We start from the raw sequence: 12,354 nt of genomic DNA, 5'->3' as shown, positions 1-12,354 counted from the left end.
TGCTCACATGGTGTGCCCCGGAATGGACGGCGCGGTGAGGACGCCGGGATGCCGTGACCGAGGGGGTACCCGACCTGGCTCTTCGCCGCCGACGGTACCGAGCTCGCCCGCGGCTACTCCCGCGAAATCAACCTTCACGAGCCCGCAGAGAAAGACGCCCCCGGCAAGCTCCAGGGCGGCGAGACGCGCCTCGCCGACGCCACGATCTACTGCTCCCTCGAACCGTGTGCGAAGCGCACCTCCCGACCCTGCTCCTGCGCCCGGCTCATCCGCGAGACCAAGATCCGGCGCGTCTTCATCGCCCGGCGGGAGGCGGACACCTCGCCCCCGGCGCGACGCGCCGAACTCCTCGATAACGCTGGCATCACTGTCATCGAGCTGGCCGAATACACCGACGCCTGCCTCCGTCGTCAACGCCGTTGCGGTCCACCCCGGGGATGGCGGGCACAGGAAGTTTTGGCGACCCAGGTCGAGTTCCATGGCACAGTGCTGCTGATGCCGCGTGGAGACGCCGGTTGTGCGGGTGACAGCGGTAAAGGCGATTGTCGCCCCGTCGAGTTCGAGAGCGGCGAGGACGGTCAGGGTGCGCTGCCGTTCGTCAAGGCTGGCTCGGCGGCGTTCCCATCCGGTGCGGGCGGGTTCGGTGGCAGACTCCTTGAGGAGAGAAGGAGTTGCCATGGGGTTTGGCTTCCGGGTCGGTGTGCCGGGAATGAGTGTGCGGGTCTCAACACGAGGTGTACGTACGTCGGTCGGTCCCCGCGCGGCACGCATCAGCGTCGGCAGCGGAGGAGCCCGTATCTCGTCCGGCCTCGGCCCCTTCTACGCCTCCAGCTCGCTGCGCGGCGGAGGCAGCCGCCGCGGGACAAGTACTCGCCGCACGGCCTCGCGCCCCAGGTCCGTGGCGCCTTCGGCGGCGCAGCTCGACCGGGCACGTCGGCAGGCGGAGCGGGCACAGCAGGATGCCCAGCGGGATGCAGCTATTGCCCAGTTGACGGAGCTTCGTCGGCAGATGACCAGCGTGCATCTGCAGTCCTTCCCGATGGCGCGCCAGCCCGTCGTGCCTGGGCCTCCCCCGCTGGGCCTGCCCTGGGCGCAAGCCGAGGCTCAGGCGTTCCATCTGCAGGGAGTGGGCCGTTTCGCCCGTGCCGAACGCAGCGCGGCCAAGTCCCGTGCGGCCTTGGAGGCGCCCTCCTTTCTGGCCGCCGAACAGGCACGTCTGCATGCCGCGCACGCATCGCTGTGCGCCGAGGCGGAGCACTGGTGGCAGGCACTCGCGGCGAACGACGAGGAGACCGTCTGCGAGGCGGTGAACACCGCGTTCTCCGACAATCCGGCCGCTGGGTGCGCGGTCGGTGTCGACGGTTCGGTGCTGTCGGTCGTCATGCGCCAGCAGGATCTCGACGCGATGCCCACCCAGACTCCGGGCCTCACTCCCAGTGGGCGCCCCACCCTGAAGAACCTCACCAAACGAGACCGGACCCTGTGGTGGCTCACCTCCATGGGCTCCAACATCATCGCCACCCTCAAGGAAGGATTCGCCACCGCACCCGGCATCACTGCCGTCGATCTCGCTGTTCTCACCCGCCTCCCTGACACCCAGCTCCTCGGCTTCGTGGCCTACGGGCGCTGGACCAGCCAGGCCGTCGAGTCGGCACCCTGGCACGAACCCGAGGACGCCCTTCGGCTCCTGGACATCGGGCAGGACGTGGCGTGTTCGGTCACCACGACGGCCTCCGGGAATTTCTCCAGCACGGTCAAGCCGCTCGACATCAGCCGCACTACCGGACTCCAGGACCTCCTCGACCACGCCCAAGAGGACCCGGACACACCGGAAACTTCCCTGGCCGACCTGGACATCGGCCTCGGTGCCAACAGCACGCCAGGTGGTCGTACGCCGACCACGGGATCCGATCCGTACCGGATCCGCACCTTCGCGGAATGGCAGAGCGACATGGCAACCTCACCAATCTCACCCCATCCTCCGAACCCGGCCCCGCAACCACACCGCGAGCCGCCCACGTCTCTCACCCCCGGCCAGACAGTGGTGCTGCCGAAAGAGGCCTGGCAAGGAATGCTCATCGCGTTCACCTTCGCCGGAGCGGACGCCGACCTGACCCTCTTCCTGACGGGCACGGACGGCCGCGTGTCCGACGACCAGGACTTCGTCTTCTACAACCAGCCCTCTGCCGCCAACGGCGCGTCCCGCCTCCTGGGCAAGCAGGCCGAAGGTCCCCACGTCACCGAGAAGGCCGCCGTACACCTCACCGCCCTGCCCGAGCACGTCCAACGCGTCGTCGTCTCCATCAACATGGACGTGGACACCGGCCTGACCTGCGCCGCCCTCACCCACGCGGCGCTCTACATGGACTGTGGCACCGGCGCCGCCTGGACATTCCAGCCCCCAGCCGATCCCCACATCCGCGCCATGGCCATCGCCGAGCTCTACCGGCACCACTCAGACGGCCAACCCGTATGGAAACTACGGGCCATCGGCCAGGGATGGGCTGACGGCCTCGACGGACTCGCCCGCGCACACGGAGTCGATCGAGTAACCAACCCCGCTCGACCGTCGGGACGCCCGAAGCCGTCCTCCCCGACGCCCAAGCGAAGGATCGACGACACCCGGTAGGTCCTCACCGCGCCACCACTCCCTTGGCGAGATCACTCCCAGGCGCAGCCAGCGTCTTGGTGATCGGTGTGATGCCGCATCCAGACCACGACGTCGCAGACCCGCAGCACGCTGACCGTTTCGGGTAGTCCGGCAGCCTGCCGCAGGGTCAGCAGCTCGCGTTGGAGGGCGTAGTCGTCGGCGCGTAGGGCGCTGTGCAGGGCGTGCCAGAAGGAGCGTGGTTGGCCGACGGCGCAGCGTACGACGCGGTCGTAGACGGGCAGTAGTCGGGGTCGCTTGCGGGCGAGGAGCTTGCCGGCGGTGGCCCATCCGATGCCTGGCTGGTCACGGAGTAGGTGCCACGCTTTGTGTGCCGGTGAACCGGGAGCCAGGTCGGCTTCCGTGGCGTCGGCCATGTCTATGTCCCGGGGAATGGCACGAAGCAGTGTGGAAAGTTGTATCCCGGCGTAGCCTTCCAGAAGATCCAGTGCGGCAGCCGCGGGAACGGTGACTGACAGGGTTTGCACTGCGATGAGGTCCTCAGCAGTTACCGCGTCGGCGACTGCTGGGTGGTCACCTCCACCGCCCAGAGCCTCGAATCGGGCTCCCGTGAACGCAGCGGCCCCTGGGCTTCGGTCCAAGCCGAAGTAGCGGCGCAGGTCCGCGACGGAGCCCGCGTCGGTGACGAGGGCATGGAGCCGTTCCGCAAAAGGATGGGGAAGATCAGGTAAGGACACCAGCGGCTCCAGGTCAGGCAGGTTGACAGGCAGTACTCGGAGCCACTTCATCTCTTTCGCAACGGTCGCATTGGGTAAACGCTGCTTTTGGTCAGCAGCGAGGCGTCACCATGAGGGGATGACCGCGACGAACGGCATGCAGCGAGCACCAGCTATCAGCCTGTCCAAGGTGCAAGAACGTGCGCCCGACCTGGTCAGCCTGTACAAGGTCGCGGGCGACAGTATCCGCGGGCATGGGCTGGAGGGCGTGCGGGCCGCGGTGTACCTCGTGCTGGACCGGTCCGGGTCGATGCGGCCCTACTACCGGGACGGGACCATGCAGCATCTGGCCGAGCAGGTCCTGTCGCTGTCGGCTCATCTCGACGACGACGGGATCGTGCCCGTGGTGTTCTTCTCCACGGATGTCGACGGGTCCACTGACCTGACGCTCGGCGGGCACCGCGGCCGCATCAACAAGCTGCACGAGAACCTCGGTCATATGGGGCGCACGAACTACCACTGGGCCATGGACGAGGTCATCGACCACTACATGGAGTCCGGCAGCCGGTCACCGGCCCTGGTCATCTTCCAGACCGACGGCGGGCCCACCAGCAAGCTCGCCGCCGAACGCTACCTATGCAAGGCAGCACGACTCCCCCTGTTCTGGCAGTTCGTTGGCTTCGGTGACCCCGACAGTAACGAGTTCGCGTTCTTGCGGAGGCTGGATACCCTCGCCGTGCCGGCCTGCCGCGTCGTCGACAACGCCGGCTTCTTCCACGCCGACCGCACCCCGAAGGCCACTGGCGACCACCAGCTCTTCGACCGGCTGCTCCACGAATTCCCCGACTGGCTGGCCGCCGCCCACACCGCCCACATCGTGCAGTGAACGCTCAGGACGGCGCCAGCCCGTACCGGCTGGCCTCTGTTCACAGGCACACCAAAGAGCCCGTTAACGTGATTGCCCGTCCGGAAGATTTCAAGTCCAGTGAGACGGTCGTGACGCTATGAGGTTTGTGGTGCGGGTTCCCTGCGTTTGGCCGGGTCGTTGATCCAGGCCGTCTGGGGTATCTCGGGTGGTCTGGGGCGGCGGCCGAAGCGTTCGGGGTGGCGGGCGTATGCCTCGGCGAGGGTGACCGCGCGCTGGTCACGGACCTCCTCGGCGGTCCCGAAGTGGACGGAGGCGGGTGTGTGCCAGCCGATACCCGAGTGCCGGTGCTCATGGTTGTAATACGCGAAGAACGCGTCGAACCACTCGCGGGCGTGGGCCAGCGAATTGAACCGTTCGGGATAGTCCGACATGTACTTCGTGGTCTTGAACTGGGCCTCGCTGTAAGGGTTGTCGTTGGAGACCTTCGGCCTCGAGTGCGACCGCGTCACGCCCAGATCGATCAGTAGTTGGGAGACCTTCTTCGACGTCATCGAGGTGCCGCGGTCCGCGTGCACGGTCTGGGGCACGATGCCGTTGCGGGCGATGGTCTCGCGGATCAGCTCCTCGGCCCGCACAGCTGATTCGGCTCGCTCGACGGTGTGGCCGACGATGTACCGGCTGAAGATATCGATGATCACGTAGGCGTGATACCAGACGCCCTTGACCGGTCCGGCCGCCTTGGTGATGTCCCAGGTGAACACCTGCGACGGGCCGGTGGCGACCAGCTCGGGCACCGCCTTGGCGGGATGGGTGGCCTGCCGTCGGCGCTCACCGGACTGATCCTGCTCGCGCAGGATCCGGTACATCGTCGAGACGGAGCAGTGATAGCGCCCGGCATCCAGCTCGCGGGCCCAGATCTGCGCAGGCGCCAGCTCGGCGTACTCGTCGCCGTTCATCAACTCCAGTACCGCAGACCGCTCTTCGGCCGTCAGGGCCGACGGCTGCACCTGCGGGGTACGTGTTCTGCGCGGTGGTGCCGGCCGGAGCCGACGGTAATGCGTGGCGCGGGAGCGGCCGGTCAGCCGACAGGCGGCCGTGATGCCCAGCTGAACCTCGACGCCGGTGAACGCCTCGTCCACGACAGGGTCGGCGGCAGGCTTCAGTCCGCGCTCTCGGAGATCATTTCCAAGAGCGCGGAGGCTTTTCCCATCACCTCGAGTGCGGCCTTGTTCCGTGCCAGGTCCTTCTGCAACCGCTCTACCTGCTGTCGCAGCTTTTCGTTCTCCACCTCCGCGGCGGACTTCTTCGCCCGGGCGGGGCTGGTCCGGCGGTCGACCAGGTTTTCCAGGGCCCCGGCATCCCGGGCGGCCCGCCACTCCTTGACATGCGAGTGGTAGAGGCGTTCCCGGCGCAGGACCGCGCCCTTCTCGTTCCTGGGCGCGGCGTCGTACTCGGCGACGATCCGCATTTTGTACTCCGAGGTGAAGGTACGGCGCTTCGGCCTCGGTGCCGGGTCGGACCCGACGGGCTCTGTACTGGGCATAAGGGACGGTTCTCCTGTCGTGCCCTCTCAGGCTAACCCCGCAGAACGGGATGTCTCACCCAAGGCTGACAGAGAGGGGTTCGGCGAATGCCTGAACAGCGAACGACTCGTACAGCTCCTCCATGTGCCAGTCATGGTCAAGGACCGGATAGACAGCGGCCCGCTGCCCAGCGAGGCCGCTGTGGACCAATGCCTGCCCGGCCTGCCGAGCAGGCGCCAGGAGCGCGGGAGCACCCACGTGGAGGCCAGTTCGGCGAGCGCACCCCCCGGCTGAACAGCGGAACGGTACCTTCCGGCCTTCTCGTGGCAACGCTACGGCGTGAGCCAGCGCAAGCCGTACCCGAGCGACCTGTCCGACGCCCGATGGGCCCTGATCGAGCCGACCCTGACGGCATAGCGGAAAGTCCGGCTCGACCGTCGCCCCACCGGACAGCCGGCGAAAGTCGAACTCCGCGACGTGTTCAACGCGATCCTCTACGTAAACCGCACCGGAACCCTCTCTGTCAGCCTTGGGTGAGACATCCCGTTCTGCGGGGTTAGCCTGAGAGGGCACGACAGGAGAACCGTCCCTTATGCCCAGTACAGAGCCCGTCGGGTCCGACCCGGCACCGAGGCCGAAGCGCCGTACCTTCACCTCGGAGTACAAAATGCGGATCGTCGCCGAGTACGACGCCGCGCCCAGGAACGAGAAGGGCGCGGTCCTGCGCCGGGAACGCCTCTACCACTCGCATGTCAAGGAGTGGCGGGCCGCCCGGGATGCCGGGGCCCTGGAAAACCTGGTCGACCGCCGGACCAGCCCCGCCCGGGCGAAGAAGTCCGCCGCGGAGGTGGAGAACGAAAAGCTGCGACAGCAGGTAGAGCGGTTGCAGAAGGACCTGGCACGGAACAAGGCCGCACTCGAGGTGATGGGAAAAGCCTCCGCGCTCTTGGAAATGATCTCCGAGAGCGCGGACTGAAGCCTGCCGCCGACCCTGTCGTGGACGAGGCGTTCACCGGCGTCGAGGTTCAGCTGGGCATCACGGCCGCCTGTCGGCTGACCGGCCGCTCCCGCGCCACGCATTACCGTCGGCTCCGGCCGGCACCACCGCGCAGAACACGTACCCCGCAGGTGCAGCCGTCGGCCCTGACGGCCGAAGAGCGGTCTGCGGTACTGGAGTTGATGAACGGCGACGAGTACGCCGAGCTGGCGCCTGCGCAGATCTGGGCCCGCGAGCTGGATGCCGGGCGCTATCACTGCTCCGTCTCGACGATGTACCGGATCCTGCGCGAGCAGGATCAGTCCGGTGAGCGCCGACGGCAGGCCACCCATCCCGCCAAGGCGGTGCCCGAGCTGGTCGCCACCGGCCCGTCGCAGGTGTTCACCTGGGACATCACCAAGGCGGCCGGACCGGTCAAGGGCGTCTGGTATCACGCCTACGTGATCATCGATATCTTCAGCCGGTACATCGTCGGCCACACCGTCGAGCGAGCCGAATCAGCTGTGCGGGCCGAGGAGCTGATCCGCGAGACCATCGCCCGCAACGGCATCGTGCCCCAGACCGTGCACGCGGACCGCGGCACCTCGATGACGTCGAAGAAGGTCTCCCAACTACTGATCGATCTGGGCGTGACGCGGTCGCACTCGAGGCCGAAGGTCTCCAACGACAACCCTTACAGCGAGGCCCAGTTCAAGACCACGAAGTACATGTCGGACTATCCCGAACGGTTCAATTCGCTGGCCCACGCCCGCGAGTGGTTCGACGCGTTCTTCGCGTATTACAACCATGAGCACCGGCACTCGGGTATCGGCTGGCACACACCCGCCTCCGTCCACTTCGGGACCGCCGAGGAGGTCCGTGACCAGCGCGCGGTCACCCTCGCCGAGGCATACGCCCGCCACCCCGAACGCTTCGGCCGCCGCCCCAGACCACCCGAGATACCCCAGACGGCCTGGATCAACGACCCGGCCAAACGCAGGGAACCCGCACCACAAACCTCATAGCGTCACGACCGTCTCACTGGACTTGAAATCTTCCGGAATCCCCTGGAAATACGTCCCGCACGACTTCCCGAGCCACGGCACCGTCTACGCCTACTACGCAGCCTGGCGCGACGAGGGAATCTTCACCCAGCTCAATTACGACCTCACCGCACTGGCTCGCGTGAAGGAAGGCCGCAAGCCTGAACCCACAGGCTCCGTCATCGACACTCAGAGCATCAAAACCTCCACCAATGTGCCCGTGACCAGCCAGGGGACGGACGCCGCCAAGAAGATCGTCGGCCGGAAGCGAGCATCCTCACCGACACGATCGGCCTGAGCCTCGCCGTGACCGTCACCGCCGCCAGCCTCTCCGAAAACGTCCTGGGAATACGCCTCCTCGACCAGGCCAAGAAGACGTACCCGACCATCGCCAAGAGCTGGGTCGACACCGGCTTCAAGAAGGCCGTTGTCGAGCACGGCGCGGAACTCGAAATCGACGTCGAAATCGTCAACAGAAACCCCGGAGTTCGCGGCTTTCACGTCGTGAAAAGGCGCTGGGTAGTAGAGCGGAGCATCGGCTGGCTCATGATGCACCGACGCCTCGCCCGCGACTACGAGACCCTCACCACCAGCTCCGAAGCCATGATTCACGTCGCCTCGATCGACAACCTCACCAAGCGCATAACGGACGAGACCACACCAACCTGGCGAGGAACCTACTAGGGCATAAGCGGCAATTCGTCTACATCAAACGCCCTCTCAGAAGCCCGGTGGGGTCTCTGACCAGACGCAGACTGCTGGGACATCACCCGGGTTGCTGTATCGGTGCGGCACAGAGGAGTCGAAGCTGACGCAGTCGCCGGGTTGCAGGCGGTAGCGCACGCCGTCGACCCAGTAATCCAGCTCCCCGCTCAAAAGGAGACCGACCTCCTCGCCGCTATGGCTGTGCAGGTTGTCCCCGGAGGATGCTCCTGGGGCCACCTCCAGTGTCATCATTTCGAGCTTGCCACCGTGCTTGGGATTGAGAAGGGTGTACGTAACCCCTTCCACGCCCGCCCGAGTGAGCTCAACGCGTTGATCGGGACGCGTGAGCACACGGCGCTCGCGGTCGATCGCATGGAACAGCTGGCTGAGCGTCGTACCGAGGGCGTCGACGATCGTGCGCAGCGTATTGATCGTCGGGCTGTTCACGTCACGCTCAACGTTGCTGAGATAGCTGCGGGACAAGCCCGTCTTCTCCGCCAGCTTCTCCAGCGTGAAGCCCCGCTCCAGGCGCTCTCGGCGGAGGTGCTGGCCGATTCCGTCATTGCGCGGAGGCGCGGGTGATGCGGGCGCGTGATCGTCGGTGGACACAGGCTCTCCTCTAGTAAATGCAACGCGCCATCCAGCATAGTGTTTGCAACCTTCGTCGCATATAATCTATGCTCCGTCGCATATACATGCCACTCCCGCAATGCGTCTGCTTTCATCGCCAGGCCAGGACGGCAGCCATCGCCCTGTGAGCCGAGTACCGCACGACATCGCCGGCGATCCCGGCGATCTGGAGGACCAATGGATCACGGCACGCCACCAGGCAGAGGCCGAACTCGTGAGATGCCCGAGCTCCGGCTCAACCTGCGCGCGATGGAGCACAACGTCCAGCTGATGGCGGCCTGGTGCCGAGATCAAGGCGTCGCGCTGTGCCCGCACATCAAGACCACCATGACGCGCCCCATCGTCGAGCGGCAGATGGCTGCTGGCGCATGGGGCGTCACGGTGGCCACCGTGAGGCAGGCCGGCATAGCCCTGGACTGGGGCGTACGGCACATGATCATCGCCAACGAGGTGATCCACCGCCTTGACCTCACCCTCGTGCGGCAATGGCTCGACGAGACACCGGGGCTGGAGCTCTACTGCTTCGTGGACTCCATGGCCGGGCTGGACCTCGCCCGGTCGGCCATGGAAGGCGCGCCCAATCCCCTGCGCGTCCTCATCGACGTCGGTGCGGACGGAGGCCGGACCGGGGTGCGGGAGCCCGCCGCAGCGTATGAACTCGGCACGGCCGCCCAGGCGTCACCTGGACTCCTCCTGGCCGGCGTCGCGGGCTACGAGGGCGTCCGGCCCAACCTCCGGGACTCCGCCACACTGGCGGACGTCGACGCGCACTGCCAGGAAGCGATCGCGGTCTTCCGCAGCCTGACACCGCTGTTCCAGACCCCACAGCCCATCTTCAGCATGGGCGGCTCCGCCTTCCCCGACCGCGTCGTTGACGCCCTGTCAGAGCTCATGAAGCAACAACGTGCTCTGCCTATGTTGCCCGTCCTGCGATCGGGCTGCTACGTCACCCATGACCACGGCACGTACGAACACGTCTCCCCTCTGCCAGAGCTGAGCGCAGCACTGACCGTCCGGGCGGTCGTGCTCTCCACGCCAGAACCAGGACGGGTCATCGTCGGCGCCGGGAAACGTGAACTGCCCTACGACGCGGGGCTACCAGTGCTCATCAGCGCCTACGACGCACAAGGAGCGCCGCGACCGGCCGCCAAGGCCACGGCAGCCCACATCTACGACCACCACCTGATCCTCACGGACGCACGCGGTCTGCGGGTAGGCGACACCGTCGACCTCGGGATCTCCCACCCGTGCTCCGCCTTCGACCGGTGGCCCGACATTGCCGTGGTCGACGACGAAGGCCACAACCACGACGAGTGGCACCCCCAGTTCCGATGACCGTGATGACGAAGTCCCACTCCGCGGACTCACATCGTGAGCCCCAGCAGGGGCCCTTCAAGGGGATGCAGACATGCACAACACTGAGAAGAAGATCGAGTCGATGGGTCTGACTCTGCCGGCGGTCGCCGCACCGCTCGCCGCATACGTCCCGGCCATCCAGTCGGAACGCTACGTCCACACCTCCGGACAGCTCCCCCTGATCGACGGCAAGCTGCCGCTCACCGGCAAGGTCGGTGCCGAAATCTCCCCGGAGCAGGCCAAGGACCTGGCCCGTACCTGTGCGCTGAACACCCCAGCGGCGGTGAAGTCGGTCGCCGGTGATCTGGACCGCATCAAGCGCGCCGTCAAGGTCGTCGGATTCGTCGCCTCCGCACCGAACTTCACCGGCCAGCCCGGCGTCATCAACGGCGCCAGCGAGCTGCTCGGGGAAGTCCTCGACGACAAGGGCATCCATGCCCGCAGCGCCCTCGGAGTCACCGTCCTCCCACTGGACGCTCCGGTCGCGGTCGAGCTCCAGGTCGAGCTCATGGACTGACACCGCCAGCCAGGCGGCGGAGCTGTGCCGACCTGAACGCCCGCCAGGGAAAGCCCGAGCGGGCACCATGGCGAGGCAACCTCCGCCGTCTGACGCTTCCGCGGCGCGCGACGTGATCACGCCCAATTCTGCCGTGCGGGAGACGTGTCGCCCTCCCGCGATGACGCCAGGTCCGGAAGGCGATACCTCCGGTGCACATCGCAGACAATCCTGCCGTCCGCTGTCGCGGGCGTCACTTGCGGGGCCGCCGCAATGCCGTTGCTTGAGCGTTCAGCCAGTTCCCGGTAAGTATGTGACGGGATGGTTGCCCGCCCGTTGTACCGTCTGTGCATCCTTGGACCGGGGCATCGGATCGCGTGCGCCGAGGCTGCTCCCAGTTCGCCGGTCGCCACCGGACATGAGCCGACCACCCTCGCACGGCCAACGACGGCAATGACGGCCAGTCAGCTCAGCCGCGTCGGCGCGACAGCGCCGTCGTCGCCACTGAGTTGTGCACCGTGAAAGCAATCGTGCCCGGCAGAAAGCGGTCGTCCGACCACATCAACGGCCTGCCCGCCTGGTCCGTGGCCCGCCGCCGCTCCCGCATCAGCGGCGCGTCCGGAGCACAGCCGAGGAGGCGCGTGTCGTTGGCATCGGCGTAGACGAGGTCAATGGTGTGTTCCGTGTCCGCGAACACCACTCCCTCCTCCGCCAGTGGATCGGTGTGCGAGATCGCGTGGGGATCCAGGCGCTTGATCAGGGCGCCGATCCGCTCGGGGTAGAGAGTCCTCTCGACCATGATTGGAACACGCGACAGTGTCCGCAGCCGGAGCACCCGGTATATCTGCGACCCCGGAGCGAGGCTGAGCTGCTCGCATTCCAACGGTTCTGCGGGACGGCGTTCGATGTCGATCGTGCGGCTGCCCGGTTCCTCTCCGAGCGAGCGTGCCCATCGGGTGAAACTCAGCAACTCGAAAAAACTCTGCGTACGTGCGGTGCCGAGCACGACGCGGCGCGTGCCACGTCGGGAAGTGACCAGGCCGTTGGCGCGCAGCACGGCCAGTGCCTGACGGACGGTGCCGCGTGAGACGCCGTACTGCTGGGCGAGCTTCTCCTCGCTGGGCAGCCGGCCGTCCGACCCGTAGGTGCCGGCAACTATGGCCTCGCGCAGGTCAGCCGCCAGCCGCCGGTACCGGGCTCCGGTGGTGCCGCCCCCCGCGACCGCCATTCCGCTCTCCTTCTCCCTCAGCCGCCCATCGCCGCTGCTGTGGAACGTGAGCCTATCCGCTCCCGAACGTGGCTCACCGATCAGGCCCCTCCCGCCGCACAGCCCGCGATCTCTTCCCGAGAGGCTTCTCCGCGCGTTCGCCGGCGTTCATCATCCGTACACCGCCTCCCGAGGTAATGAGTCAAGTTGTACAGCCAACTTATTC

The 12,354-nt window shown here is 66.7% G+C and carries 12 protein-coding genes and 2 pseudogenes; 8 read left to right on the top strand and 6 right to left on the bottom strand.

Annotated elements, in window-relative coordinates; all coding sequences use genetic code 11:
* Nucleotides 1-3: 3 nt before the first annotated feature.
* Nucleotides 4-678 carry a hypothetical protein gene (locus OG306_RS39815; RefSeq protein WP_323187897.1) on the bottom strand — a complete coding sequence of 225 codons (675 nt, stop codon included), beginning with the start codon at nt 676-678 and terminating at the stop codon, nt 4-6.
* Between the two features lie 331 nt (nt 679-1,009).
* On the opposite strand from OG306_RS39815, the gene OG306_RS39810 reads away from it, so the two are divergent.
* A complete protein-coding gene (locus OG306_RS39810; protein ID WP_371665019.1) occupies nt 1,010-2,629 on the top strand; it encodes a TerD family protein in 1,620 nt (539 codons plus the stop codon).
* A 32-nt stretch (nt 2,630-2,661) separates the two neighbouring features.
* On the opposite strand, the gene OG306_RS39805 is transcribed toward OG306_RS39810, so the two are convergent.
* Nucleotides 2,662-3,396, bottom strand: coding sequence for a DUF6308 family protein (locus OG306_RS39805; RefSeq protein ID WP_266904186.1), 735 nt, complete (start codon nt 3,394-3,396; stop codon nt 2,662-2,664).
* A gap of 67 nt (nt 3,397-3,463) precedes the next feature.
* Between OG306_RS39805 and OG306_RS39800 the strand changes: the two genes are divergently transcribed.
* Nucleotides 3,464-4,210: a vWA domain-containing protein gene (locus OG306_RS39800; RefSeq protein WP_371665020.1), complete on the top strand. Its 747-nt coding sequence runs from the start codon at nt 3,464-3,466 to the stop codon at nt 4,208-4,210.
* A gap of 116 nt (nt 4,211-4,326) precedes the next feature.
* Here the strand turns inward: OG306_RS39800 and OG306_RS39795 are convergent, their stop codons facing one another.
* The gene (locus OG306_RS39795; protein ID WP_266745038.1) at nt 4,327-5,331 is read right to left on the bottom strand and encodes an IS3 family transposase; all 1,005 of its coding nucleotides are present in this window, start codon (nt 5,329-5,331) and stop codon (nt 4,327-4,329) included.
* Nucleotides 5,332-5,351: 20 nt separating this feature from the next.
* Entirely contained in the window at nt 5,352-5,735 is a 384-nt protein-coding gene (locus OG306_RS39790; RefSeq protein ID WP_266745039.1) for a hypothetical protein, read from the bottom strand.
* 319 nt (nt 5,736-6,054) lie between these two features.
* On the opposite strand from OG306_RS39790, the pseudogene OG306_RS39785 reads away from it, so the two are divergent.
* From OG306_RS39785 to OG306_RS39770, 4 genes and pseudogenes are all read left to right on the top strand, one after another.
* Nucleotides 6,055-6,228, top strand: a pseudogene (locus OG306_RS39785) (transposase); the annotation flags it as partial.
* 79 nt (nt 6,229-6,307) lie between these two features.
* The gene (locus OG306_RS39780; protein WP_266745039.1) at nt 6,308-6,691 is read left to right on the top strand and encodes a hypothetical protein; all 384 of its coding nucleotides are present in this window, start codon (nt 6,308-6,310) and stop codon (nt 6,689-6,691) included.
* Nucleotides 6,692-6,711: 20 nt separating this feature from the next.
* Nucleotides 6,712-7,716 (top strand): IS3 family transposase, encoded by a 1,005-nt coding sequence (locus OG306_RS39775; RefSeq protein ID WP_266745038.1) that lies wholly within the window; start codon nt 6,712-6,714, stop codon nt 7,714-7,716.
* A 16-nt stretch (nt 7,717-7,732) separates the two neighbouring features.
* Nucleotides 7,733-8,418, top strand: a pseudogene (locus tag OG306_RS39770) (IS5 family transposase); the annotation flags it as partial.
* 36 nt (nt 8,419-8,454) lie between these two features.
* Here the strand turns inward: OG306_RS39770 and OG306_RS39765 are convergent.
* A complete protein-coding gene (locus OG306_RS39765; protein ID WP_371666193.1) occupies nt 8,455-9,048 on the bottom strand; it encodes a cupin domain-containing protein in 594 nt (197 codons plus the stop codon).
* Between the two features lie 240 nt (nt 9,049-9,288).
* Here OG306_RS39765 and OG306_RS39760 point away from each other — a divergent pair, with 240 nt between their 5' ends.
* On the top strand, nt 9,289-10,404 hold the full coding sequence (locus OG306_RS39760) for an alanine racemase (protein WP_266751627.1): 1,116 nt from the start codon (nt 9,289-9,291) through the stop codon (nt 10,402-10,404).
* Nucleotides 10,405-10,477: 73 nt separating this feature from the next.
* Nucleotides 10,478-10,942: a RidA family protein gene (locus OG306_RS39755; protein WP_266904192.1), complete on the top strand. Its 465-nt coding sequence runs from the start codon at nt 10,478-10,480 to the stop codon at nt 10,940-10,942.
* Between the two features lie 448 nt (nt 10,943-11,390).
* On the opposite strand, the gene OG306_RS39750 is transcribed toward OG306_RS39755, so the two are convergent.
* A complete protein-coding gene (locus OG306_RS39750; protein WP_266751623.1) occupies nt 11,391-12,149 on the bottom strand; it encodes a GntR family transcriptional regulator in 759 nt (252 codons plus the stop codon).
* Between the last annotated feature and the right edge of the window lie 205 nt (nt 12,150-12,354).

The organism is Streptomyces sp. NBC_01241, from assembly GCF_041435435.1.
In the GTDB taxonomy this organism is placed as follows: Bacteria; Actinomycetota; Actinomycetes; order Streptomycetales; family Streptomycetaceae; genus Streptomyces.
The sequence above is the reverse complement of the archived record's forward strand: the minus strand, read 5'-3'. Positions and strand labels throughout refer to the sequence as shown.